The organism is Paenibacillus sp. J2TS4, assembly GCF_018403245.1.
GTDB lineage: Bacteria > Bacillota > Bacilli > Paenibacillales > NBRC-103111 > Paenibacillus_L.
In genome coordinates this window covers 527407-552174 of the sequence record NZ_BOSH01000001.1, presented here as the reverse complement: position 1 = coordinate 552174, position 24768 = coordinate 527407, and the positions used below count along the sequence as shown (strand labels likewise).

General features: G+C 48.1%; 21 protein-coding genes. 7 read left to right on the top strand and 14 right to left on the bottom strand.

Annotated elements, in window-relative coordinates; genetic code table 11:
• Window positions 1-2: 2 nt before the first annotated feature.
• The 4 genes from rfbC to KJS69_RS02470 all read right to left on the bottom strand — a co-directional run bounded on the left by rfbC (window position 3) and on the right by KJS69_RS02470 (window position 4004).
• Window positions 3-560 (bottom strand): dTDP-4-dehydrorhamnose 3,5-epimerase, encoded by a 558-nt coding sequence (rfbC, locus tag KJS69_RS02485; protein WP_213581417.1) that lies wholly within the window; start codon window positions 558-560, stop codon window positions 3-5.
• Window positions 557-1771 (bottom strand): L-2-hydroxyglutarate oxidase, encoded by a 1215-nt coding sequence (gene lhgO, locus KJS69_RS02480; RefSeq protein WP_213581416.1) that lies wholly within the window; start codon window positions 1769-1771, stop codon window positions 557-559. Before lhgO ends, rfbC begins: the two co-directional genes overlap by 4 nt.
• A complete protein-coding gene (locus KJS69_RS02475) occupies window positions 1768-2496 on the bottom strand; it encodes a sugar phosphate nucleotidyltransferase (RefSeq protein WP_213581415.1) in 729 nt (242 codons plus the stop codon). The genes lhgO and KJS69_RS02475 overlap by 4 nt, the downstream gene beginning before the upstream one ends.
• A 437-nt stretch (window positions 2497-2933) precedes the next feature.
• On the bottom strand, window positions 2934-4004 hold the full coding sequence (locus tag KJS69_RS02470; protein WP_213581414.1) for a CotS family spore coat protein: 1071 nt from the start codon (window positions 4002-4004) through the stop codon (window positions 2934-2936).
• A 165-nt stretch (window positions 4005-4169) separates the two neighbouring features.
• On the opposite strand from KJS69_RS02470, the gene KJS69_RS02465 reads away from it, so the two are divergent.
• Window positions 4170-4901 (top strand): Crp/Fnr family transcriptional regulator, encoded by a 732-nt coding sequence (locus KJS69_RS02465; RefSeq protein ID WP_213581413.1) that lies wholly within the window; start codon window positions 4170-4172, stop codon window positions 4899-4901.
• Between the two features lie 91 nt (window positions 4902-4992).
• Here KJS69_RS02465 and KJS69_RS02460 read toward each other — a convergent pair whose 3' ends face one another.
• The 3 genes from KJS69_RS02460 to KJS69_RS02450 form a co-directional block, all read right to left on the bottom strand.
• Window positions 4993-6651 (bottom strand): b(o/a)3-type cytochrome-c oxidase subunit 1, encoded by a 1659-nt coding sequence (locus KJS69_RS02460; protein ID WP_213581412.1) that lies wholly within the window; start codon window positions 6649-6651, stop codon window positions 4993-4995.
• 26 nt (window positions 6652-6677) lie between these two features.
• Window positions 6678-7148, bottom strand: a complete 471-nt coding sequence (locus tag KJS69_RS02455; protein ID WP_213581411.1) for a cytochrome c oxidase subunit II — start codon at window positions 7146-7148, stop codon at window positions 6678-6680.
• Between the two features lie 200 nt (window positions 7149-7348).
• On the bottom strand, window positions 7349-7516 hold the full coding sequence (locus KJS69_RS02450; RefSeq protein ID WP_249730313.1) for a cytochrome c oxidase subunit 2A: 168 nt from the start codon (window positions 7514-7516) through the stop codon (window positions 7349-7351).
• Between the two features lie 293 nt (window positions 7517-7809).
• On the opposite strand from KJS69_RS02450, the gene KJS69_RS02445 reads away from it, so the two are divergent.
• Window positions 7810-9540 carry a methyl-accepting chemotaxis protein gene (locus KJS69_RS02445; protein ID WP_213581410.1) on the top strand — a complete coding sequence of 577 codons (1731 nt, stop codon included), beginning with the start codon at window positions 7810-7812 and terminating at the stop codon, window positions 9538-9540.
• A gap of 555 nt (window positions 9541-10095) precedes the next feature.
• Here KJS69_RS02445 and KJS69_RS02440 read toward each other — a convergent pair.
• The gene (locus KJS69_RS02440) at window positions 10096-10407 is read right to left on the bottom strand and encodes a transposase (protein ID WP_213581409.1); all 312 of its coding nucleotides are present in this window, start codon (window positions 10405-10407) and stop codon (window positions 10096-10098) included.
• A 112-nt stretch (window positions 10408-10519) separates the two neighbouring features.
• The gene (locus KJS69_RS02435) at window positions 10520-11482 is read right to left on the bottom strand and encodes an acetylxylan esterase (protein WP_213581408.1); all 963 of its coding nucleotides are present in this window, start codon (window positions 11480-11482) and stop codon (window positions 10520-10522) included.
• A 170-nt stretch (window positions 11483-11652) separates the two neighbouring features.
• On the opposite strand from KJS69_RS02435, the gene asd reads away from it, so the two are divergent.
• Both asd and KJS69_RS02425 read left to right on the top strand, forming a co-directional pair.
• Complete coding sequence (gene asd, locus KJS69_RS02430) at window positions 11653-12444, top strand: archaetidylserine decarboxylase (protein WP_213581407.1); 792 nt, start codon at window positions 11653-11655, stop codon at window positions 12442-12444.
• A gap of 34 nt (window positions 12445-12478) precedes the next feature.
• Window positions 12479-13726 (top strand): MFS transporter, encoded by a 1248-nt coding sequence (locus tag KJS69_RS02425; protein ID WP_213581406.1) that lies wholly within the window; start codon window positions 12479-12481, stop codon window positions 13724-13726.
• A 415-nt stretch (window positions 13727-14141) separates the two neighbouring features.
• Here KJS69_RS02425 and KJS69_RS02420 read toward each other — a convergent pair whose 3' ends face one another.
• The 3 genes from KJS69_RS02420 to pdxR all read right to left on the bottom strand — a co-directional run bounded on the left by KJS69_RS02420 (window position 14142) and on the right by pdxR (window position 17221).
• A complete protein-coding gene (locus tag KJS69_RS02420; protein ID WP_213581405.1) occupies window positions 14142-15095 on the bottom strand; it encodes a hypothetical protein in 954 nt (317 codons plus the stop codon).
• A gap of 70 nt (window positions 15096-15165) precedes the next feature.
• Complete coding sequence (locus KJS69_RS02415; RefSeq protein WP_213581404.1) at window positions 15166-15630, bottom strand: RNA polymerase sigma factor; 465 nt, start codon at window positions 15628-15630, stop codon at window positions 15166-15168.
• 121 nt (window positions 15631-15751) lie between these two features.
• Entirely contained in the window at window positions 15752-17221 is a 1470-nt protein-coding gene (pdxR, locus tag KJS69_RS02410) for a MocR-like pyridoxine biosynthesis transcription factor PdxR (protein WP_213581403.1), read from the bottom strand.
• A 223-nt stretch (window positions 17222-17444) separates the two neighbouring features.
• On the opposite strand from pdxR, the gene KJS69_RS02405 reads away from it, so the two are divergent.
• Window positions 17445-18086 (top strand): pyridoxamine 5'-phosphate oxidase family protein, encoded by a 642-nt coding sequence (locus KJS69_RS02405; RefSeq protein ID WP_213581402.1) that lies wholly within the window; start codon window positions 17445-17447, stop codon window positions 18084-18086.
• 1029 nt (window positions 18087-19115) lie between these two features.
• Here the strand turns inward: KJS69_RS02405 and kduI are convergent.
• The gene (kduI, locus tag KJS69_RS02400) at window positions 19116-19949 is read right to left on the bottom strand and encodes a 5-dehydro-4-deoxy-D-glucuronate isomerase (protein WP_213581401.1); all 834 of its coding nucleotides are present in this window, start codon (window positions 19947-19949) and stop codon (window positions 19116-19118) included.
• Between the two features lie 239 nt (window positions 19950-20188).
• Here kduI and KJS69_RS02395 point away from each other — a divergent pair, with 239 nt between their 5' ends.
• Window positions 20189-21493, top strand: a complete 1305-nt coding sequence (locus KJS69_RS02395) for an aminotransferase class I/II-fold pyridoxal phosphate-dependent enzyme (RefSeq protein ID WP_213581400.1) — start codon at window positions 20189-20191, stop codon at window positions 21491-21493.
• 132 nt (window positions 21494-21625) lie between these two features.
• Here the strand turns inward: KJS69_RS02395 and KJS69_RS02390 are convergent, their stop codons facing one another.
• Entirely contained in the window at window positions 21626-22867 is a 1242-nt protein-coding gene (locus KJS69_RS02390; protein ID WP_213581399.1) for an S-layer homology domain-containing protein, read from the bottom strand.
• Window positions 22868-23151: 284 nt separating this feature from the next.
• Between KJS69_RS02390 and KJS69_RS02385 the strand changes: the two genes are divergently transcribed.
• Window positions 23152-24762, top strand: coding sequence for an FAD-dependent oxidoreductase (locus KJS69_RS02385; RefSeq protein WP_213581398.1), 1611 nt, complete (start codon window positions 23152-23154; stop codon window positions 24760-24762).
• The last annotated feature ends 6 nt before the right edge of the window (window positions 24763-24768 follow it).

Genomic DNA, 24768 nt, shown 5'->3' with positions numbered 1-24768 from the left:
GATCACTCTCCCATGACAAAATTATTTTCGGCCTGTTTGAGACTAGGCTGATTCTTGTCTTTCTCCGAAAGAATAGGGGAGGAAACAGGCCATTCCACACCAAGTTCGGGATCATTCCATACAATGCCCCGATCATGTTCAGCAGAATAAAATTGATCCACTTTATACATCACTTGTGTATGGGATACCAAGGTGCATATCCCATGAGCAAAGCCTTTAGGCACAACCAATTGTCTTTTATTATCCTCACTGAGAATAACACCGACCCACTGCCCGAATGTCGGCGATCCTTTTCTAATATCAACAACCACGTCGTAAATCGCTCCCGTCAATACCCGAACAAGCTTCGTCTGAGCCTTTGGATGCATCTGATAGTGTAACCCTCGAATCACGCCTGGTTGAACGGACAGGGATTGGTTATCCTGCACAAAATCAAAATGGAGTCCAAGTTGAGCAAATTTGCTTTGATTATAGCTTTCCATGAAAAATCCACGGTGGTCGCCGTATACATCCGGCTCTATTATGACTACACCTTCCAGTTTCGTTGGAATCAAGTTCATCGCTCTAGACCTCCTTGTTTCTCCACAATCGAATCAACTACATATTTGGAGAATGGTATGGAGCACGTAAAAGCCGGTGACACGGCATTCAGCACATGTATGGATCGATCGTCGCCTTCAATGATAAAGTCTTGAACCAGCTCCAGATTTTCCTTATTTAATAATTGAGCTCTTATCCCTGGCCTTATAAATGAACCAAAATCCCGCTCGTCGATATTTTTTACAAGCTTCAACGAGAGACGAACAAAATGCGCTTTGACATACTTTTTCATTTCTTCAAAGGCAAGCCTTCGAAAGTGGAAGGAATTGGTAATAAATAACTTGAATTCATAGTAAAGAATGCTGATGAATTCCTTCAGCCGAAAATTTTTGATTCCTGTATAATTTTCCCGCCATAAAGCGGGGATTGCCGTAGGCCCGATTTTGATGCTGCCATCGACCGTTTTAGTAAAGTGCACACCTAAAAAGGGATTGTTCAGATTTGGAACCGGGTAAATATTCGTGCGAATAGCCGTTTTGTTTTTGGCATACTTCAAATAAATTCCTTTGAAAGGAATAATGGTGTATTTTTGTCCAAACCCGAAGTCATGAGCAATTTTGTCAGCATACAAACCGGCAGCGTTAATGACATAAGCACATTGGAACGATTTATGGTTTGTAAATACCATCCCTTCTCTATATGTCTCGTATTTAGTATTGAAGTAAAAAACGACGCCATTCTGCTCATTTTCTTTTTTCATCGCTTGGCAAACTTCAATAGGATCAACCGTTGCCGTCGAAGGAGAATACAGCGCTTTTCGGTAAGTTCTTGCGTTAGGATCCACTCGGGCGACTTCAGTCTCATCCATCCAGTGCAATTCGACGCCGGTGATTTCCGCTCTTCTTTTCAATTCCTCGAGTCCTTTAAGCTCCTCCTCGTTCGTTGCTACTACCAATTTCCCGCAGTAATTAACTTTCAGATCATTCTCCTTACAATAATTTCTCAGCGCCTTGTTTCCCTCCTGAGTGAACTTCGCTTTCAGGCTGTTGGCGGTGTAATAAAAACCAGCATGCAGCACCCCGCTGTTTCTGCCGCTCGCGTGGAAAGCCACATCCGATTCTTTTTCAATAATGGCGACTCTTTTTTCCGGAAATCTTGATTTTATCTCACGCGCGATTGTTAACCCGATGATACCGGCTCCGATGATGAGATAATCATATGGCTCACTCATTGCGGGTCACCATCAAAAGTCAAAAGTTTGGCTGCCGCTTCGTGCAAGGAATCGAAAGTACCGGCATCAGTCCACCAACCGTTAAGAATACTGTAGGCGAGATGGCCTTCAGCGGCATAAACATTGTTTACATCCGTTATTTCCATCTCCCCCCGGTTCGAAGGTTCAATCTGTTTAATGATTTTGAATACGTCTGAATCATACATGTAAATTCCTGTCACACAGTAATTCGATTTAGGTGTGGACGGTTTTTCTTCTATAAAGATTATTTTGTTTTCGTTAAGGATAGGAACGCCGTATCTACGCGGATCCGTTACTTTTTTGAGCATCACCATGGCTCCCTTATCCTGTTCTTCATATTTCTGCACATAGCTTGCGAGAGAATCCTCAAACAAATTATCGCCAAGGAGCGTAACAAATTTATCGCCAGTATTTACGAATCCATCTGATAGCGCCAATGCTTGAGCAATTCCTCCAGCTTCCTCCTGGATTTTATAAGTGATTCTGACCCCCCACTCCTGGCCGCTGCCCAAATAATCGGTATACAAACCGGCTGAATGCTTCCCCATGATGATCAAAATATCCTCGATCCCTGCTTCGTAAAGTTTCTTTATGCTGTAATAGATCATGGGGTATCTTCCTACCGGCAGCAAATGTTTGTTGATCATATTCGTCAAAGGACGAAGCCGGGTTCCTGAACCTCCCGCAAGAATTACACCTTTCACAGAGCACACTCCTTTCGCGTCTTATAAGATTTCTCAATCTTAATGGTTAATGATATGCTATACCCCATGGAGGGACACTGACCAATAACTACTTGTGCCAAAATTGGCTTATGCCCTGAAAAGGAATTAAAAGAATTTGAAATGCTTATCTGAACATGCAAAAGCCAGGGATATCCCTGGCTTTTATCCTCTATGTTGGTCCGAAAATTTCAACAGATAGTATATCTCTCAATTTGCTATATATGTTGAACTAAAGAATAGCTCTCATTCCGTTCCGAAGGAAAGTGCCTCCGAAGCTTCAAACATCTTGTTTTGTATTCCTTCTATATAGATGGGCTTTCGGATGGTAGGAATACAAAGCCAAAACTCGCCCTGGAAGCATCTTTCTTTCTCCACTTCATGAGCTATTCAATCATTAGTTCAATTTATATAGTTTGCTAAATTTTTTGGAGCAAATCCTTTTTTTTCGATCTTTCAATTTCAATTACTTGTGTCAGTATAGAAGAAGAAACACTTTCCCTTTTCTTATAAACGCTTGCAGCGGTTGCATGAAACGCATGCGGAAACAAACAGTCAATGTACAGAACTTTTAATTCCTTTGAAGTTAACGGATTCACTGAGATGTACCAAGAAATGATCTTTTGAAATAATCTGGAGTCCCACTTTCCAATTTTCAACATTTCGGTATGGATAATATCGCGAAGATCACGCAGGGGGAGGTCATAGGTTATACTATCCAAATCCAAAATGACGCAGCCTTTTCTCGTTAAAACGACGTTATCTTCCTTAATATCCTGGTGGCATACCACTTTCTCATTCTTTCTAATCCAGTTTGCATAATAGGAGCGGGACAAAAGAGCTTTCGCGTGCTTTCCTTGCCCGATAATCTCACGGATAGGTTCGTCTATGTTGCGGAAATGATCAGAACGTCCCCATGATTTAAAGTCTTCCATCATATTGTGATACTCAATCGGCCACTTTCCCCACTTTGTGGATTCCCGACAAGAAGTACGAGGAGCAAAGCCAGCCGATGCTTTATGAAAATGAGCGAGAACTTCAATCGATTTTTTCAAATCAGAGCTGGACGAGAAGTCGGGCTTTATTCCGTGAACCCACTCATACAATAGAAATAATTGTCCATTATGAACAATATATTGAGCGCCTTTCTTCGTTTTAACGATATCGGCCACCTGTGCTTTATGATCTTTAATGTATTTCTGGGCTTGAATGGAGAAATTCATTCTTTTCAAACCATGCTTCAATCTCTTTAAACAATAGGTACGCTTTAGTGTGTTCACCATCCAAACGGTTTTCATCCCGCCTCCCTGAACGACTTGAATCGAATTTGGACGAATGGAATATGAATTGAGAACTTTTCTTGCTAAAGCGATTGACCTAGAATCCATCCCCTTCCCTCCCTTGAGACTCAGAGAAACTTTATTATTTTCACAGACTATGAAATAGAAAATCATTTTGCTAGTGCTAAAGCTCAATTCCGATGAGACCATCGGATTTTCCGCTTTTCAATAGCTTGAATTCATTATGCTATGGACAAAAAGTTCGATTTCGATCCGGCTTCTTGGTATACATTGTGGTTAAAAAGGGGCCTTTTTGAATATCCTCGGATAGTTTATAATAGGTTTAACCGCGCAGTACAAGGGAGGAATGTTCTTATGTCCCCTTCGAACGTGAGCAAGGCGAAGAGCAACGAGTTGAACTACCAGATCGCCCATTTTCTTTCGAAAGAGCATTTTGAACAGCTGCAGAAGCTGATGAATGATCATTATTTAACCAAGGGCTCGCATCTCTTCTGGGAAGGAGAGCCTGCGGAACAGCTATATTATGTAAAGAAAGGCAAAATTAAAATTACAAAATCGACCGATGACGGCAAAGATCTCATCCTGTTCTATTTGCAGGAAGGGGATTTTTTTGGCGAGTTTGCCAGCTCCGGCACCTGTCAATATTCATACGACGCCAAAGCCGTGCAAAACTCCGAAACGGCCGTCATTCAGCAAAAGGATTTGGAACGGCTAATTTCCGAAGACGGAGCCTTTGCCCTGCAATTCATCAAATGGATGAGTCTGATGCAGCGGACGACCGAATCGAAATTCCGCGATTTAATCCTCTACGGCAAAAAAGGCGCTCTCTCCTCCACCTTGATCCGGCTTACGAACTCCTACGGAGAACCGACGGAGGACGGAATTTTCATTCGGCTCAAGCTGTCCAACACCGACCTAGCCAATATGATTGGAACGAGCCGGGAGAGTGTCAATCGGATGCTGGCTGCCTACAAGAGTGAAGGCGTCATCGACTATGACAAAGGCCATATCGTTATTCGCGACCTGGCTCATCTGAAGAGCGTGGTCCGTTGCCCTGATTGCCCGCCAGAGATATGTCGCATCTAGCCCAAGTCACTTAGCTGCGTTCACCCCTGACCAGTATGCAAACATCCCGAACCTCGTGAGAGGAGCGGGATGTTTGCGTTACAGGGACAATTTACCAGGTTACGAACGGCTTCGAGCCCGGAACGGGATGATTCACCATATCCATCATCGGCATCGAATAAGCGACGAGAACCAAGACGACGACGAGCGTAATCCAGACTCCCCAGCGCTCAAACAGTCGGGGAGTTAGCTCCGGCGATTCCTCCGATTCGGCAATAGGATACTCGGTATACCCTTTAGGCGCTCTTAGCAATGAGATGACATTGTAGATCATCAGAACGAGGCCTGCGAATAAAATAATTCCGCCGACTGCCATCGCTACGTGATACGGCATCCAGAAAATGGCATCTGGATGGTCCTGATAAGTTGTGTAAGCTGTGCGCCGAGGGGAGCCAAACAAGCCCGCCGTATGCATGGAAGCCGACATGAAGAACATCCCAATCATCCAGATGACGGTCTGCACGATCCCCAGCTTATGCATGCGGGAAGTCAATGTGCGTCCCGTAAGAGATGGAATAAGCCAGTAGGTGATTCCGAAAAAAGTAAGTGCGACACTCGTCGCCGCCGTCAGATGAAAGTGGCCGGTCACCCAAAGGGTATTATGCACTACCGCATTCATCTGGTTGCTGGCATTGATAATCCCCCCTGCCCCGGCAGGGATGAATATCAGCATTCCCATAAAAGGGGCAAAGAAACGGACATCCTTCCAGGGAAGCTTTTTAAACCAGCCAAATAATCCTGTCGCTCCTTGGAGTCTGCCGGTCCGCTCAAACGTAGCAAAAATCGAAAACGCGGTCATGAGGGACGGAATAACGACCATCATCGTCAGCACAACCTGCAAATATTTCCAAAAGCTGGAGATGCCCGGCTCCATCAATTGATGGTGAAAGCCTACCGGAATGGAGAACAGCAGAAGCAGTAGAAAGGATAGGCGGGCCAGCGCATCGCTGAATAATTTGCCGCCGATGACTTTGGGAATCACGACGTACCAGCAAATGTATGCGGGCATCAGCCAGAAATAGACAAGCGGATGTCCAAAGAGCCAGAATAAACTGCGGCTCAGCATTACGTTGACGCGCTCGACCCACCCAAAGGACCAGGGAATTAACTGGAATACAATTTCAAAGGCGACCCCGAGCGTAGCTACCATCCACATCGTCATGGTCACTACGGCCATGAAGGCGAAGAGGGGCGACATTTTGCCGCGGTTCGATTTTTTCCAACGCCGGTAATTATAGAAAATAGCTATCCCGCTCATCCAGCTTCCGGTGACCACCAGGACCAAGGCAATGTAATACCAGGGAGAAGCCTGCATAGGCGCATAGAAAGTATAGAGAACTGTCGCCTTGTTCAACAATATGAAGATGGTCCCGATGACTGTTCCGGCAGTCATCATGGCGAATCCGATCCAGCCCAGCCTTCTTGCTAAAGGAAGCAATTGTCCGCCGGTCGTCTTCGCTACTCCCGAAAGCATAAATCCGATAATAAAAAAGGTGGTAAAGACAAGAGCCATCAGCACTCCATGTGCCGTTAACAGCTGATAGTAGCCGATGTCCGCAGGAAGAGTAATCATCCCGCCTCTAACCATTCCTTGCAGCAGTCCGGCGATCCCGCCGAGAAGCAAGGCCCCAAAAGCAATAAGGATATGCGCCAAGACCAATTTAGAATCACGGCGGTCTATCGGCAACGCTTGATTCGTATCTGTCTTCATAGATTCCATCCTCCCGAAACTGTCGGTCATTGTACGATTATCGTCGTCATCATCATCTCGTGGGCGGCTCCGCAATATTCGTTACAGAGAATCAAATATTCGCCGGGATCCTTGAAGGTATGGCTGACCGAGTTGACTTCACCGGGGACAGCCATCATGTTCACGTTAGTTCCCGGAATAGCGAACCCATGAACGACGTCCGGGCTGGTGACGATAAAATGAACCTTGGCGCCAACCGGAACTTCCATTCGTTCCGGACTATAGCCAAACGCAAAAGCAAGCATGACCGCCTCGTATTCATTCTCGCCAATCTCCCGCAGCCCCGGATTGTTGAAGGGCTCCTTCTCCATTACGGTATCCGGATCGACCGCATGATGATGACCGCCCGGCGGAGCGACACCCATGGCGAAGGTGCCGACTCCAAGCACCGCCAAAAATACGAACAGCATCGATATTCCGAAGATTAACCATATTTTTTCCAGCCGATGAATGTGCATAACAGCCACTCCTTTATTCGCGGTTTCCTTGTCCTTATAGAATTTAATTCCGGGGCTCCCCGCAAAGTAATGTATACACCCCTTTCGAAGCCAAGTCAGCAAGATCGACCGCGATTAGAGGAAGGTTTAGACGCCGACCCTGTCAGGGTGCGGATGGAATGCGCTTCGAAGGCCACACGTCACTTTGCGGGGTTATTTTGTTAATTTCGAGCGATGAATAGAAGAAATACTCCTAGCCAGGTCAGTATGAGAAAGCCCCCCAGCATCATAACCGCGGCAAACGTCCCTCTTAAATTTTCTTTTTCTGCTTTAATCGGAGACGAGATTCGAGATGATTTTTCGTTCTTGGCAGAAATTGGTGATGGCATCTTTACTCCCCCTTTCCATAGCGTTTCTTAAAGCTATTGTAGGAGCCAGCTTCACCTTCCACTATGACTTAAGTCACAGTTCACAATTTTGCAATGCAATTTACTTAAAATAGACAAATACGCTTTTGAACATATCTTTTCGCCGCTGCTATTGATTAAAATGATGCGATTTTTCGCCGGAAACGACGGGGATGTAAAAATTTTTTTTCTGAGACCAATAAAAACTATGTTGAATTTTGTCGAAAAAACCGATATATTTCTTGAACTTAAAATAATGGACATAGAGGTGCCGCATGGAGCAAATTGGACGAATATTAAAATCAACATTCCGAATGACTATTGGGAAAAAAATAATGGGGGGCTTCCTGATTCTATTAATGCTGACCACCATTTCTTCGTTTATGAACCTGTCCAGAATGGGGAGTATTAACAATAAAATGGACGCGGTTCTGACCGACTGGATGCCGGGAATGGCCACTATTATCCAAATGGAGGCCGCATTAAACGATTTTCGTTCCAAAACGTTATTCTATGTCCTGTCCACCGGGGAAATGGAAGATGTGACTGCTAAGGAGCGGCTGGAGCAAATCGATAATATCCAGTCTCTATTAGCCAGTTATGAGGGTAACATTACTATCGAAGAGGAAAGAACACTGTACGACCAATTAATCATCCGCTGGTCGGAATATTTGGCCATGAGCAATCAATTGGTCGAAACGAGCCGGACGGATAAAAACGAAGCCGATCGATTGTTGGAAGCCGGAGCGGCTTTGTTAGAAAAAGTTAAGGAAGTGCTGGATCCTCTTATCGCTTTGAACTGGGAAATGGCCAATCAGGCGGGAGAGCAAGCTCAAGAGGAATATCGCTTTAGCGTCACTTTTGGACAGGTAGCGATTGCTGTCGGGTTAGTGATCGGCTTGATCGTGGCAGGCTCTCTGGCTAAATTGATAGCCTCCCCTCTTTCCCGCGTCACCCGAACCATGAATGAAATTGCGTCGGGCAATTTGGCGGTGGAGCCGATTATCACCCGCAGTCGGGACGAAAGCGGACAAATGGCGGAGGCGGTCAATCTAATGGTCGAGCACTTGCGCACAGTCATTAGACAAGCCAGTGAAGCTTCCGAGCAGGTCGCCGCATCCTCCCAGGAGCTAGCGGCCAGCGCGGAACAGACCGCCGAGTCCTCCAACGACGTGGCGCAAAGCATTCAAGAGATGGCGGAAGGCGCCGAGAATGCGATGGTGAGAACGGAGGAAATGTCCCGGGCCATGGAAGAAATGACGATCGGGATTCAGAAGGTCGCCGAGTCCGCAGGCCTCATCACCGATAATTCCCATCATGCGGAGAAGCAGGCCGATCAAGGCTACGAGCTGGCCCAACAAGCCGTAACCCAAATGAAAACGATCGGAATTTCCGTTAAGCAGTTGGCAGAAGCCATTGACCGGCTGCAGCGCCGTTCAGACGAGATTGGCCAGATCGTATATGATATATCCGCTATTGCCGGCAGAACGAATATTCTTTCGTTGAATGCAGCAATTGAAGCTTCGAGAGCCGGGGAGGAGGGCCGAGGCTTTGCGGTAGTAGCCAAAGAAATCCGTGTCCTGGCCGCTCAATCGGAGCAATCCGCGCAAAGAGTCAGCCAACTCGTGGAAGAAATTCAAGGGGATACGAAGAGTGCCGTCCGTTCGATGGAGCAAGGCTCCCGTGATGTGGAGGAAGGAACATCTATCGTCAATCAAGCAGGGGAAGCATTCGAGGCTATTCTGGAGGCGATTAGAAGGATTGGCGGGCAATTAGACGAAGCTTTGGCCGTCACCGAGCAAATGTCCGCAGGCTCCCAGCAGGTTCTGGCTTCCGTGGAGCAATCCTCCTCTATAGCCCGGGAGTCTATGGATAATGCGCAGACGGTAGCCGGCACGACAGAGGAACAGCTGGCAGCCGTGCAGGAGATCTCCGCTTCCGCTAACGATCTGACCCGAGTCGCACAAGATTTGCAGGACGCAATCTCCAAGTTCAGACTATCCTAAACTATAAGTTGTAACTCATCTATCAACGCAGCAGAACCCGCAGGACAGCTTGTCCTGCGGGTTCCTTATTCATCTTCCCCCTGTATCCTTAATTCCTGTCGATTTAATATAAACGGCTGCGGAGCGATATGATACAGAGTAATTCGATTGACATTCTACAACTTGACTATATACCTGTCCGTTACCGAATGATGGGGAGTACTGCTCTCCATGCATTCCTGACATTGCCCGAGCGGAACTCCTCTCCGATAAAACCCTGTTTGAAAAACAGATCTGGCGTTCTCTTCGGAAATCAAATGATTGCACTCCACACAAAATACTTTACCGTATGCCATTTCCTGCTCTCCCTTCTCTTGAAATATTGAAGCCTGAACAGTTAAAGTTTCCCGACACAGCATAGATAACATAATTTAAGTATACCTTAGCGCATCGAATTAGTATGTCATATAATGGGATGTATTTAGGCGCAGCAGCTTCTAATTTTGTCGAATGTGCTTTTTCTTTTGTCAAACGACCCGGATAAGAGGTTTTTACCAGTAACAGAAAGGTTCGCTTTTATTTTCGTTGGCTTCCTTTCTGCGAAGGATTATTCCAAACTAGACTGGCTATCTGATAGATTCCATAATTGCCCAAATAGGCTCCGGATCCCAGAAAAACCGGATTAAGAAAGACCCGATGAATATGGGTCATAAATACAGTTCCGTCCCGGAGAATATCATAGATGGATAGAATCGTTATAATGCCGAATCCCCAGGCGGCGATCAATGCCACTAAAGAATACCACCGACGTAGATGTGGAAACTTCTTTTCCAACGCCAGCATAAGGATTGGAACGGCAATGGAGGCCGCTATCAGCAAGATTTTCATAAGCTCACCCCTGCTTATAGGGTCGCCAAAAAGACCGCCGGATAAACGGCGGTCCTCACTGCAGTGAATGAATTATGTGAAAGCTATGAATGACGGAACGGATTTCCCGATTTTACAGATGCTTTTCTACAAATTGCATCATCGCAAGCTCATGAAACGGGAGACCTTCATGTCCGAAATCATTATACACCTTCACTTCCTTCTCCCCTGGAAGATGATTGAAAGCGGCGAAGCAGGTAGAAGGCGGACAGGTTGTGTCCTGAAGAGCAATGGCCATCATCGTCTTGGCTTTGACCTGAGCGGCATGATTCATCCCGTCAAAGTAGCTAAGCGTCCGATAGACTCGCTCTTCTTGTGCATGCTCTTGATCATAGATACGGAACCAGTTTTTGATTTCATCATAGGGACCGGTCGTATACATCTCCAGCGATCGGCGAAAATCGCATAAATACGGATAGAGAGGCAAGGCCAGCTTCGGCCGATCGTCCAATCCCGCTGCGGCCAGCGTCAAGCCGCCTCCCTGACTGTTGCCCGATACAATAATCCGGGCAGGATCAATCTCCTTGCGTTCACATACGAAGTCGATAGCTCGAATGCAGTCCAGATATACTTGCTTATAATAGTAACATGACGGATCAAGAATGCCTAGCGTCATCCATCCCGGTGCTCCACCGGTCGGGTATTGAGCGTAATCCGGGGATAACCCGCCCTGCCCTCTGATATCAATCGCAAAAACCGCCATGCCCATACAAACCCAATGAAGATAATCATGCGGCCTCCCCGCTCTTCCGCCGTACCCGTGGTATTTAACCATAGCTGGCATCGGGGGTGCAGCCATAGATTCATTAGGAACCAGATAGATGCCATGAATAGGTGTACCGTCCGCCCCATCATAAGTCACATCGTATACAGACACATTCTTGGCTGGATAATCGACCGGAACGATTCTGGCGTTGAGGGGAACTGCAGCCGATTGCTGTTTGGCGTCATCCCAGAACGTTTGAAAGTCCGGCTCAAGCGTCAGCTTAGGTTGATATTGTTGTAACTCGGATAGGGGCAGGTCCATAAGCGGCATTTCCATTCATCCTCTCAATGAATTGTTGTAATCGATAACATCCTTTTGAATGTACTACAGAAGCGAATCTTAGTAAACAACTATCGATTCCGTTATTGATTTGTCGTTCCTTCTATGTCAAGATAGTCCACAGAGATATTTATTTTGGGAATATAGGAGACTACACTAATATGGCGAAACGATTCTTTCGTTTACTTACCGAACTATCTTCGCGAAAATCGGTTTCCAGACTAACCGGAGCTTTTGCCAAATCCAAACTAAGCCGTTCGCTCATTCCCTGGTTCGCCAAATCTTATAGGATTCCAATAGAAGATGCCGAGAAGTCCGTGGCGGAATATTTGTCGTTGAACGATTTTTTTACAAGGCGTCTTAAGCCAGGCTTGCGGCCGATCGATAATACCGAGGCTTCTTTGGTTAGTCCTGTAGACGCTGCCATAACGGGCATGGGGCGGATTGAAGCCGGACAAATTATTAACGTGAAGGGGCAGGATTATACGACTCAGGAATTACTAAACCAGTCCCCGAGACAATTGAACTACACCGACGGATTTTATTTCGTCCTCTATTTAAGCCCTACAGACTATCACCGCATCCATTCTCCGGTAACCGGAAAGGTGATCGAAAAAGAGCATATCCCCGGCAAGGTCTACCCGGTGAACGAATTCGGCCTGCGTTATATGCGCCGGGTGCTCAGCCGCAATGAGCGGCTTATCACTTATATCCGCCATACCTTCGGTGAATTGGCAGTCGTCAAAGTAGGAGCGATGAACGTAAGCAGCATTCGCTATGTCGAGCCGTTGCCTAATGAGTTGAATGCGGGGGATGAGCTCGCTTATTTTGAATTCGGGTCCACGGTCGTGCTGCTGGCGGAGAACGGAACTTTCGATCCGCGCAACGACCTGGCTGTCGGAAGCAAAGTTAAGGTAGGGGAGCGTCTGGGAACGCTTCAGCCTAAAGAGTAATCAATCTGCACCATTAGAGAGAAGGTAACGTATCATGCAACCAGCTTTAACGGCGGGGATCGCCCGGCCGGAACCTAAACCGACCCTCTATCGGGTTCTTTTTTTAATCAGTCTTGTTCATTTATTTAACGATTCGATTCAGGCCGTGTTTCCGGCTATTTATCCGATTTTGAAGGATTCGATGGCCTTGTCGTATACCAAAATCGGCTTGTTGACCTTTGCGCTCAACTTTACGGCTTCCATCATGCAGCCGATTGTCGGAGCCTACACTGATACCAAGCCGTCGCCCTATCTGCTTCCTTTGGGCATGGTATTTACTTTTGCCGGAATGCTTACGCTCGCGTTCGCCGACAATTATACGATGATCTTCATCTCCGTACTGTTCGTTGGGCTGGGATCTGCGGTGTTCCATCCCGAGGGCTCGCGGGTCTCTTATATGGCGGCCGGCGCCAGGAGAGGGCTCGCTCAGTCAATTTACCAGGTAGGCGGCAATGCAGGGCAAGCTTTGGCCCCGCTTATGGCGATCTTTATTTTTTACCGGCTGGGACTGTCGGGAGCGGCCTGGTTTACGTTGGTAGCCGCAGCAGCCATTGGTGTCCAATTCTATATTGCCAGATGGTATCGCAATTATATGATCGCCCATCCGCCCAAACCGAAAGTCCGGAATGTCCGGCCTTCCGCAGCGCTGACCGAGCGGAAACGGCAGGTTACCATCGCTCTGTATTTGCTCGTGTTTCTGGTCTTTGTCCGCTCCTGGTATCACGCTGCCATTTCGAACTACTATTCTTTCTACGCGATAGAAAACTTTGGCATTAGCAAAGAAACAGCACAATATTTTATCTTTGCTTTCCTCGCGGCAGGCGCCTTGGGCACACTGCTGGGAGGACCGCTCGCGGATAGATTCGGTCGCAGAAATATCCTGTTCTTCTCTATGCTGGGTTCTGCTCCCTTCGCCATCCTGCTGCCTTATGCCGGTCCGGTCTGGGCATTCGTGCTGCTTCTCGTCATCGGATTTATCGTGTTGTCGAGCTTCTCGGTGTCCGTCGTTTATGCGCAGGAGCTAATGCCCGGCAAGATCGGAACCGTCTCCGGCCTGATTGTCGGCCTGGCCTTCGGTATGGGCGCCTTGGGCGCCGTCGCCTTAGGGAAGGTGATCGACCTTACCTCGATCACCTTCATGATGACCGCATGCGGTTTTCTGCCTCTGATGGGAATCCTGACGATGCTGCTGCCGTCGGATCGCAAAATAAGAGAATGGAATGCGGAGATGGGAGAGGAATAGGGGCCAAAGCAATATAGTCCCGTTACAGTCGGCGTCCCTTTTTTTAAAATCATAGCGCAGTGATATCTCCTTGGCGCTCCCTGATTTCAGTGGCCGCTCAATATGTGGCAATTAAAGCGCAAAGGTACCTCTTATTTCCAACGTCTACCCATTTGGGGCAATTAAAGCGCAAAAGTACCCCTTAATTTAAACGAAAACGTCGATTTTCGAGAATTGTGAAGATTAAAGTGCATTTATGCACCCTAATCTCAAAAAATGCAAAAATGAAAGAGTTGAAGTGCACACTTGCACCTTATTCTATATTTGTAACAACGAAAAACCTCCGGATGCCTCTATATAGAGGCCCGGAGGTTTTTCAGGCTTTAGATGGACAATCCAAAAATCCACATGACACCTTATGATCCAGTCTGGCCCTCTATCGGGCGTTGTTTCTAATCATTTCTTTGGCGAAGGAGATCAGTTCCTCTTGACTGGAACTGCTGGACACAACGGTGTAGTTTTGCATCATTTCCCCTGACTTTTGCGACCACCTGACTGCGCCCAGCTCTCCATTTCGGCTCCAATAAGCCTCGATCCCCTCCAGCTTAATGACCGAATCCGCAGAAGGAGCGCTGTCGTAGTAGATCATCATTTCCTCGCTGATATTCATTACATAGGCAAGGTCTTTATCATCCCATGCATATTGTAGCTGCAGACCGTTTACTCCTTCAGATTTTCCTTTGATATAGGCATATTCCAACCCACCCAAGCTTGTGTCTCCAAAAATATAGTCGGAGGAAGGATCGGTTGGACCTGGAAGGAGAAAGGATTGGCGCAAAGTATACCCGGCCACTCTCTCCGGAGGTTGGGGCAAATCAGCATACGGGGTGTCCAGGTTGTCATAGAGCTCTTCCAGCGAGGCGAACTCGTATGGACGGGTTGTGCCATATATATACTCGCTATTCCCTTCCGAGATCTCTTCCTGGCTCGTTCCGATAAATACCGTGGCACTTTCGCCCGGCTCCAGCTTTGTCCTCACTTCAGCCAATATATCACGGATCTCCGGCGGTTCTGCCATATCGCTCGCTTTGCGAACTTCCATCGCCGTTTGGCCCTGATCGTCCTTTAGCATCAGATCGTTAAGGATCGCGTAGCTGAACCCGCTCATGACCGCAATAGCACACACAATGATGGCGGCCCGAAAAGCGAGCTTCCTTGGATGGTGCAATGCAGCTGGACGTGCCGTTCCTTCCAGGGAGGAAGAACGAATCCGCTCCATGACCGAACCGGTAAAATCGATCACGGGCAAGCTCGTATTTTGAATCCGCTGTTTAATATGATCGGTTACTTGATCTCTGTGATCTTCATGTGGAGGTTCCAAAGCTTTCACGGGTAACCGCCTCGCTTTCTCCGCAATCGTTCGTACTTTTTACGCACCGTGGCCGGCCTGCTCCCCAGAATCACTCCAGTTTCCAAAGCTGTGCTCTTCCACCGCTCTTAACAACAGAATATTGTCTCTCCTCGGGAGTCAAACGATCCAAAAGCCCGTCTATCCGCCCGGAATATCCGGTTGATTTCTCCTCGTTAACCTGCCGGGAATAATAGATGGACAGCAGTCGCTGCCAGCCTTTTCGTTTTTTTAGCAGATTCAGGCAGTGGTAATAGGCGATCTTGTACAGCCATGCCGAGAAAGACGTCTTTCGATGATAGCGCTGAAGGTTCTCATAGCTTTTTATAAAAATATCCTGAACGGCATCCTTCGCTTCCTCGCTGTTCCCCAGCATGTGAAAGCAGTATACATGTAATTGGCGCTGAAAATGCTCGACCAGAAATTGAAACGATTCCGTCTCTCCATGCTTAACCTGATCGACCACCGCCTCTATCTCGCCCGGCTTAAGGATCGGCGAATCGGGTTTGTTGTTCATAAGCACTCCTTTCTGTTCAGATGGGGCCCCTTCTTCACTAGATATAACAACCGTGCCGCCCCGATTTGTGACAAGGAATGGCTTTTTAAAGTCAAATTCAAGCCTTACTGGCCCAGCCCGGCTACTTTATCCGGTGCCAGGCCCGGATCATCCGCTCGACCCCCTCTTCCATGTCAGGCAGGCTCAGATGGGAAAACCCGAAGCAGGCCGAGCTTTTAACATCCTGAATATAATAAAATGACGAATCCGACCATTCGACCCTTTCCTCCCTACAAGCCGCCGTATATTCGCTAAATTGCTCAGGTGACTGCTTCCACCAGGCAAACAAGTGCAAGCCGGCATCCGCTTCAACAGGCTGGAATAAATGAGGCAGCCCGGCCCGCATCCGCTCCAACAAAATCGAATATTTGCGGCTGTACACTCTCCGCATTCTTCGCAAATGCCGTTCATATTGACCGCTATTCATCATTGCGGCCAGCGCACCCTGCTCCAGCAAAGAACTGGAATGCGGCTCCAGCAATTGTTTGGCTTTGATAAAGACCTCCCGCAAACAGCGAGGCAGCACGGCATAGCCAATTCTTAAACGGGGCGGCATCGTTTTGGAGAACGTTCCGATAAAAGCTACCCGGTCCTCCTCATCCAGCACTTTGAGCGGCTCGTACGGTTTGCCGCGATGGCGGAACTCGCTGTCGTAATCATCCTCTATAAGGATACCTCCCTTATCGGAGGCCCACTCCAGCAGCTTCATTCTCCGCTCCATCGTCATGACGCAGCCGGTCGGGAATTGCCTGCCGGGAGTAACCAGCGCGAGCCGGGCATCCCAAGCTTCCGGCACGATCCCTCCCTGATCCACGTTCGCTGCCAGAATCCGGCCTCCTGCTGCCTGAACCGAGTGGCGAAAGCCGGCATAGCCCGGATTCTCCGCTACGACTTCGTCCCCGGGACGAACCAGCAGCTGCACCAGCAAGCCGATCGCCTGCATCGATCCGTTCACGATAACGATGTCGTCCGGCTCGGCGCGTATCCCTCGGGTACGGCCCAAATGCTGAGCGATAGCCTGCCGCAGCGGCCCATGGCCCGCTGTATGATACGCATCCGCCATCGGCTGCTCACTCTGCTTTCTAACTTGAGCGTATAAATATTTATTCCATAAGGCCTTTGGAAAAACCGACAAGTCCGGCTCGCCTAGATGAAAGCTGATTCGGTTATGGGCTGTCCGGGTCACCGGGGCAAAAGCTCGCAGCGGCAACGCCAAAAGCTGCTCCCCCCACTCCGATAAATAAAGTGGAACCAGGGGGCGATCAGTTCGTCCGCTTCCTCCGGCTCGTCCGCCCAGTATCGTCTTCTTCGCCACGAACGTCCCTTTGCCCGTCTCTGAAGAGGTGTACCCTTCCGCCGCCAGCATTTCATAAGCAACGTTAACGGTTCCCCGGGATAAAGAATACTGCTTGGCCAGTTCCCGTGTCGAGGGCAGTTGGATCCCGTAGGCCAGACGTCCTTCCATAATCGCTGCCTTGATTGCCTGGTATAAAGCTTCATATTTAGTGGGGGATCGTTTAACATATTCGAAATAAGCAACTTGAAAATCCATTGGCGGATTTCCTCCTTCCGACTCAATGGTCTATTAAAAGCATAGTAAAGTGGATCTTTTTTCATGTCAATGAAACTATTAAAATAATTTGCAAGAAGTGAGCGCAGCGTTCCTGCTGCAACTAAGCATCGGTTATTGTGTTACCCAGGATAATTGGGATGGGAGTTTGAATGGACCGTCTTTATAAATTTTTTGGCATAAACATGAAGGGGAGAGTAAAGCCATGAGAAGAAAAGAATTCAGGATGGAACAACAGGAGGAAATCGATCAGTTTCTCGATGAAATGACTTTCGGCTGTTTGGGAACAGTCAACGAAGACGGCTGGCCTCATATTACACCGGTCAATTTTGTTTATTACAAGGGGAAAATTTATTTTCACGGTAGCAGATTTGGGCAAAAAATGAAACATCTAAAGACCTCCGACAAGGTCACCTTCCTCGTAGCGAAAGAATACGCTCTGATCCCTTCGTATTATACCGACCCGGAATTGGCTTGTCCCGCCACCGCTTACTTCAAGTCGGTCTGGGTTAAGGGCACCGCCGAAATGGTGGAGGATTCCGCAGAAAAAGCCGAGGCACTGCAAGCCTTCATGCAAAAGCTGCAGCCCGAAGGAGGCTTCAGACCGATCACAGCCGAAGACCCGGAATATGCTGCAAGGATTAAAGGAGTAGCTGTCGTCGCAATAAACATTATGGACATGACGGCCAAGTTTAAATTTGGGCAAAATTTGCGGGAAGAGGTTCGTGATCAAGTAATCACCTCGCTATACAGCCGCAAGGCGGAGCTGGATGAGGAGACCGCCAGGCTAATGCGGTTATATTGTCCGGGTCATGATAAGGGGGAGGCAAACAAAGGCGATCGCTAAAATCGACTGCGAAAAATAGTACACAAGGATAAATGCCTGACGGTGTCTTATGAAGATGGACAAGTGCAAATCGGGTGCTGCGACATTGGTTAGGTGCAGCGGAACGTGCTGTCAGGCAGAGCGACATTGGTTAGGTGCAGCGGAACGTGCTGTCAGGCAGATTAAGCACAGTGGAGCGTGCTGCCAGGTAGGCTAGGCACCCCGCTGACAAACGACTGCAAATGTGCAGTCGTTTAGGCCGAAATTCGCTCTTTTCCGTCCATTGACTGCAAATCTGCAGTCAAATCGTTAGTTCATCCCTTTTTCGGGCCTATAGGGACGAATCTACTGCACATTTGCAGTAGATTTCTCAAAATGAGAGAAAAAGTCGTCCATCGACTGCATATTTGCAATCGAACTGTCGAAAAGGGAGCAAAACATGCTCCGCGACTGCACATTTCGGCTAGGCCCCCTAATCCGGAGTCTTGCCCTACAATAATTATTCCCTCGTAAAACATCTCATATCGTGCAAAACCCAAACTGTATTCCGCAATCAATGGCTCCTTCAGGTTTTACGAGTCTTACCAGCGCTCACCGGATTTTCCGGGTTTACCGGGTTTACCGGGTTTACCGGGTTTACCGGGTTTACCGGGTTTACCGGATTTTCCGGATTTTCCGGGTTTACCGGGTTTACCGGGTTTACCGGATTTTCCGGGTTTACCAGGTTTTTCGGAGGATCTCCCCAGTTTCCCCCAGCCCCCCTACCCTTTCTTTAATATCATCACGATAACTTTTAGGAAACGACCTTTATGTAAATCCCTGAAACTCGCAGAGTGATCTTTCAGTATTTATATGTTTACCCCTAATATGTCTGCTCCCCATCACTCTATAAATATTGGTTTGATTACATCTGCACCTTTTTCAATCCTTGTTATTTCTTCATATGATATGGGATTGAATTCCACCATAAAGTTATCCACAGAAAAGGGAAATGTTTTAATTTCCTGGCTAAACAAAAATAAAGCCTTCCCGAAGGAAGGCTCACAGTTCTTATTTCAAATCTTTCATGTCCACCATATCCATATCGCTGAACTCTTGGTTTTCACCGGCCATGGCCCAGATGAACGTATAGTTGCTTGTCCCGACGCCGGAATGAATCGACCAGCTTGGGGAGATAATCGCCTGTTCGTTGCGAACAACGAGGTGGCGGGTTTCCGTCGGCTCGCCCATCAGGTGGAAGACTACTCCATCTTCCGGCATGTCGAAGTACAGATAAGTTTCTGCACGGCGATTATGCGTATGGCAAGGCATTGTATTCCACATGTTGCTTGGATCAAGCAGCGTCATGCCCATAACGAGCTGACAGCTCTGGATTCCTTCATTGTGGATAAACTTGTAAATCGTCCGCTCATTGGATTGGCTGAGCGATCCGAGGTGGTTCGGCTGAGCATCGGACAGTGCCGCTTTCACTGTCGGGTAAGTTTTATGCGCCGGAGTGGAGCTGAGGTAGAATTTCGCCGGTTGAGAAGCATCCGCGCTCTTGAAGGTTACCTCTTTGCTGCCCATTCCTACATATAAACAGTCTTTGGTTTCCAGCTCATAGTCCGTGCCGTCCACCGTAACCGTTCCTTTAGGTCCAATGTTAATAATTCCGATCTCGCGGCGCTCCAGGAAAAAGTCGGAGCCCATTTCTTTTTTATCCGCATCGAGCAGAATCGGTTCATTAGTCGGAATGACGCCCCCTGTAATAATACGATCTACGTGGCTATAAACCAAGTTAAGCTGTCCGGGAACGAACAGAGTTTCAATTAAAAATTCTTTCCGCAGACGCTCTGTGTCATATTGTTTAGCTTCTGTCGGATTAGTAGCGTAACGAATTTCCATAACTGTAATCCTCCTCCGGTGGATAATATAAACCATACACACCCACTATACTAGCAAATTCATAGTAAATATTCCATTTTACCGCTGCTTTAGGGGAGAAATGCGTGATATGACGACATTATCATAATATAACAACATTTCTTGACTGGATGATCTCTCTTTATCCGGATGACTCCCTGATAAGATAATGATATAATAATGCCTAAAATCTTTATGCTGTTGGGAAGGATGAATCATCTGTGAACGAGCTGGCAAAACAACTTAACGAAACGATCCAACGGGAGAACCCATATGTTTATGACATGCTTTCGGGACTGGGCCAACAAATTTATTTTCCAAAAGTAGGGATTCTGAGTCAATCCGCGGAAGCTAAAGCGAAGGCGAACAAATATAACGCGACCATCGGGATTGCACTCGAGAATGGGCAGCCGATGCATCTCAAGGTCATCCAGGATACGTTGTCCGCCTATTCTCCTAAAGATATTTATGAGTATGCTCCCCCTGCCGGCAAACCGGAGCTTCGCACCGCTTGGAGAACCAAGATGCTGCAGGAAAATCCAAGTCTGGAGGGCAAAAGCTTCGGCCAGCCGGTCGTAACGAATGCCCTGACACACGGCTTGAGTATAGTCGCGGACTTGTTTGCGGATTCGGGAGATGCCGTTATTATTCCGGATAAAAACTGGGAAAACTACGAGCTGACCTTCGGAATCCGAAGAGGCTCCCCTATTGTTCATTATCCGCTGTACAATGCCGAGAACCGGTTTAACGCCCAAGGGCTGCGCGACGCCATTCTTGCCCAGAAGGATAAAGGCAAAGCGATCGTCATCCTGAACTTCCCGAACAATCCGACCGGCTATACTCCCGGCCCGGAGGAAGGCCGCGAGATTGTCGCTGCCATCCAGGCCGGAGCGGAAGCAGGCATTAATGTCGTAGCGGTAACCGACGACGCCTATTTCGGTCTCTTCTTCGAGGAATCCGTTCATGAATCCTTGTTTGGCTCGCTGTGCGGCCTCCATCCGCGCATCCTGCCTGTTAAAGTAGATGGAGCGACCAAGGAAGAATACGTATGGGGCTTCCGGGTTGGTTTCATTACTTACGGCTCTTCCAGCGAAGCTGTCCTCAGCGCTCTGGAGCAAAAAACGCTGGGCATTATCCGCGCGACGATTTCCAGCGGTCCTCATCCGTCGCAAACCTTCGTCCTGCATGCACTCCAATCCCCGGATTTTGCAGCTCAGAAGGCAGAAAAGTACGGAATAATGAAAGGCCGTGCCAACCGGGTCAAAGCGATTCTGGACAGCGGCAAATTCGATGACGTATGGGAATACTATCCGTTTAATTCTGGATACTTCATGTGTCTGAAGCTTAAAACCGTCCATGCGGAGCAGCTTCGTTCGCATCTGCTGGATAAGTACGGAATCGGCACGATCGCCTTGGGAGATACCGATCTGCGCGTAGCCTTCTCCTGTATTGAAGAGGATCATATCGAGGATCTGTTCACTTTGATCTTCCAAGGGGTTAAAGATCTGGAAGATGCGGCGGTTTAAGTAAAGAAAGCCATTTAGTAAAAGCATCGGCGGCATACGTTTAGCCCGGCCTCAGCATGAGAAAGACTATCCCCCAGGTCTGCGCCGACCTGTGACGGGATAGTCTTTACTTATTATATCCGTAATTCCGATTTAGTTCTGGATTACTTGAATGACATCAACCTGATAGTTGCTTCCGACCAGTTCGACTTGCGTTTTCGGATCGGTCAGAACCAGCTTAGAGGTGTCGCCGATTAAACGAACGTCATCGTTGACCGGATAGGTAACGCTTTTCGTTTGGCCATTCACATTTTCGCTAATGGTGATCGAGCTGATTTTTCCCCGGTTGTCCACGCCGAATTTTTCAAAGCCGCCTCTCACTTTCAGGGAGTTGACTTCGCCGCTGCGGATAATATCGACGAAGATGCCTAAGTTATTGTACATTCGGACTTTCACGTAATCTCCTGCCTGGATGCTGGACACGTTCACTTTAACGCCATTTTTGAATACAAATACATCCGGATCCAAGGTCAACTGAACGGAATCCTTGCCTTGCTGAATAATCAGCTTATTATTGCTTACAGCGGAGACAACCGTTCCTGCTTTCAGTGTATGACCCACATCAGGCATCTGGTCTCCTGTCCGGTCTAACAAGGCAGCGAGTTCTGCGCGGGTAACCGGCTTGTTAGGCATAAATTTGCCGTTCTCATAGCCTTGAATGATTCCTTTCTCGACAGCTACCGCTACATATCCGACAGCGCCGGCTGGAATCTGATCGGCATCCTTAAAGTCCAGCTTGGTGTTCATCTTCTCTTTCGCCTCTTTGTCCAGCTTCATCGCTTTGACCAGCAGTGTAGTTGCCCAGAGACGGTCGGCTGAAGCTTCCGGCTGAATGGCGGTCTCATTCTCAAGGAACAGATCGTTGGCGAGCGCAACGGATACGTAGCCTACAGCCCAAGGATACTTCTTGGTCAGTTTGTCGGCATCACGGAAGTTGAGCTGCGCTTTCATCTCCTTCTCCGATTCCGCCTGGTCGCGGAGCCCCATCAAGCGTACCGCCGCAGCAATGGTCTCCAACCGGGTAACTGCCTTACGCGGCTGGAACGTTCCGTCCTCATAGCCTTCGAACACCTGCAAAGAAGCCAGGCTCGCTATATGGCGGTTAGCCCATTCGACATCCCCGCCTTTGATGTCTGCGAAATCCGCCTTAAATTTAGGCTTGGATTTGGCTGGTTTTTGCTGCTTCGATTTTTGTTCCTGCTTGCTTTTACCGTTACCTCGATGATCTTCCCCTTTATGATCCGATGCAAAAGCGGAAGTCGTCCCTCCTAATACCATAGCCGCGGTTAATCCGCCAATCAGTAATTTTTTGATAGATGAAGATTTATTATTCATTAATATTACACTCCCCTTCATAATAGGCTGGGATCGGGCCTGTTCGCGAAAGGTTCCCCAGTTTCACTAAACGTTTCGCCGGCCATAAATCATTTGAGGGGGTCACAGGAAAATGTTAGACTATACGTTGGGACAAACGATATTTAACAATGATCTGCCGTACTCATAAATGGTCACATGTCACATAGTCCTCTGGCACCATCTGGATTACAGCGATTCGCTTGTCCATATTTAACCCACAGTAAATTCAATTCCCACACTTCTAAAGGAGAGATTAGTAGATTATGCGATTAAAATGGGTCCTTCTATCAGGATTAATCCTGGTTGTGGCCGCCATCCTGGCAGTCATTGTAATGAATCCTGCCGGCGGAATGTTTCCAGGCTCCGCCTTATCCAAATCACCCGACTCTTCAGCTCCACCGGGACAGCCATCCTCCCAGTCGCCGGAGCAGACGCCAGAGCCGGAGCCTGAATTTAAAGAAGCGACAGCCGATATTGTTCTCATTGGCAGCGAGATGGAAGGAATGTATTTGGCCCGTGCGGCCAAAGATGAGGGCTTGAATGTCGTAGTCCTGGACCCTCGCGACAAAGTCGGCGGTCAATTGCTGCAAGGGGAGATGCTGTTCCTTGATGAAACCAGAGACGGCAGCGGCAAGCTGCTCGTGCAAGGCAGGGCCAAGGAGCTGTTCGACGGCTTCCGCGCGGGGCGAATCCGCAAGCTCTCCGAGTTCACGGACTATTACGAGAAGCTGCGGGAGAATATCCCGATAGAATCGGGGATACAGATTAATCGAATCGAAACCAAGCCGGGAATGGACGGGGGCGAGACGGTTGCTTCTATCGAATATACGGCTGCAGACGGAACCCTCCATCGGATTAAAGCTTCTTATTTTGTAGAAAATACCGATTATGCTGCCATGGCCGGCAAGCTTAAAGTGAATCGGCTGCCCGGGCTTGAAGCGTTCTACGGCAAGAATGAAATTGAATATATGAGTGCCGGAATGATGATGAAATTCAAGAACGTCGACTGGAAAAAGTTCATCACTCATTTCAACGGTTTATCCGCGTCCGAACGCAATAAAAAATACGGCTACGGCTCCGTCAATGAAAGCTACGCCATCGGCCTGAGCGGGATGACCTCCGCCTATACCCCAACCAACGATAAAGTGTTTCTGCGCGGGCTGAACGCCGTCAGTCAGCGGGATGGGGAGGTAATCATCAACGCTTTTCTCATCTATGATGTCAATCCTGCGGACGAACAATCGGTGCAGGAAGCGATAGAGCTGGGCAAGGCGGAAATCCCCCTGATCCTGGAGCATTTCCGTCAAAACATCGTCGGCTGGGAAAATGCAGAATTAAATGGATTTCCGGATTATCTGTACATCCGGGAGTACGATCATTATGAGACAGACTATGTGATGCAGGTATCCGATATGCTTGGCGGGCGCATGTTCTATGACAATGTCAGCATCGGCGGATATCCGCTCGATCTTCAAGGCATCAGTGTGCAAAAATGGGGAATCGAGATGGGCCGGCCGGATAAATACGGAATGCCGCTGCGAAGCTTCCTGCTTAAAAATTACGACAATGTCATCATGGCCGGTAAAAATGTAGGCTCCTCCGCTATTGCCTATGGCAGCGCGAGAATTCAGCCCAATACCGCTCTGGCCGCCGAATCGATCGGGGTTATTCTAGGACAGATTGAAGGCAAAAAGACGCTGAAGCAGTTGACGGAAAGCGACTGGCCCGAGCTGCATGCTTATTTGGAGAATCAATATCAAATCAAACTGACGAATATTCAGGCAACGAACAAACTGGCCGGCTGGACAGAGGAAGAAATCCGCAAACTGAATAAGGGCGAAATCATCTTCCCCTCTTATTCCAGATCAAAATAGCGGGCT

Coding starts and splice junctions, on each gene's coding strand:
- rfbC (WP_213581417.1), bottom strand. CDS start 560: ATGAACTTGATTCCAACGAAACTGGAAGGTGTAGTCATAATAGAGCCG.
- lhgO (WP_213581416.1), bottom strand. CDS start 1,771: ATGAGTGAGCCATATGATTATCTCATCATCGGAGCCGGTATCATCGGG.
- KJS69_RS02470 (WP_213581414.1), bottom strand. CDS start 4,004: ATGGTCTCATCGGAATTGAGCTTTAGCACTAGCAAAATGATTTTCTAT.
- KJS69_RS02465 (WP_213581413.1), top strand. CDS start 4,170: ATGTCCCCTTCGAACGTGAGCAAGGCGAAGAGCAACGAGTTGAACTAC.
- KJS69_RS02460 (WP_213581412.1), bottom strand. CDS start 6,651: ATGAAGACAGATACGAATCAAGCGTTGCCGATAGACCGCCGTGATTCT.
- KJS69_RS02455 (WP_213581411.1), bottom strand. CDS start 7,148: ATGCACATTCATCGGCTGGAAAAAATATGGTTAATCTTCGGAATATCG.
- KJS69_RS02450 (WP_249730313.1), bottom strand. CDS start 7,516: ATGCCATCACCAATTTCTGCCAAGAACGAAAAATCATCTCGAATCTCG.
- KJS69_RS02445 (WP_213581410.1), top strand. CDS start 7,810: ATGGAGCAAATTGGACGAATATTAAAATCAACATTCCGAATGACTATT.
- KJS69_RS02440 (WP_213581409.1), bottom strand. CDS start 10,407: ATGAAAATCTTGCTGATAGCGGCCTCCATTGCCGTTCCAATCCTTATG.
- KJS69_RS02435 (WP_213581408.1), bottom strand. CDS start 11,482: ATGCCGCTTATGGACCTGCCCCTATCCGAGTTACAACAATATCAACCT.
- asd (WP_213581407.1), top strand. CDS start 11,653: ATGGCGAAACGATTCTTTCGTTTACTTACCGAACTATCTTCGCGAAAA.
- KJS69_RS02425 (WP_213581406.1), top strand. CDS start 12,479: ATGCAACCAGCTTTAACGGCGGGGATCGCCCGGCCGGAACCTAAACCG.
- KJS69_RS02415 (WP_213581404.1), bottom strand. CDS start 15,630: ATGAACAACAAACCCGATTCGCCGATCCTTAAGCCGGGCGAGATAGAG.
- pdxR (WP_213581403.1), bottom strand. CDS start 17,221: ATGGATTTTCAAGTTGCTTATTTCGAATATGTTAAACGATCCCCCACT.
- KJS69_RS02405 (WP_213581402.1), top strand. CDS start 17,445: ATGAGAAGAAAAGAATTCAGGATGGAACAACAGGAGGAAATCGATCAG.
- kduI (WP_213581401.1), bottom strand. CDS start 19,949: ATGGAAATTCGTTACGCTACTAATCCGACAGAAGCTAAACAATATGAC.
- KJS69_RS02390 (WP_213581399.1), bottom strand. CDS start 22,867: ATGAATAATAAATCTTCATCTATCAAAAAATTACTGATTGGCGGATTA.
- KJS69_RS02385 (WP_213581398.1), top strand. CDS start 23,152: ATGCGATTAAAATGGGTCCTTCTATCAGGATTAATCCTGGTTGTGGCC.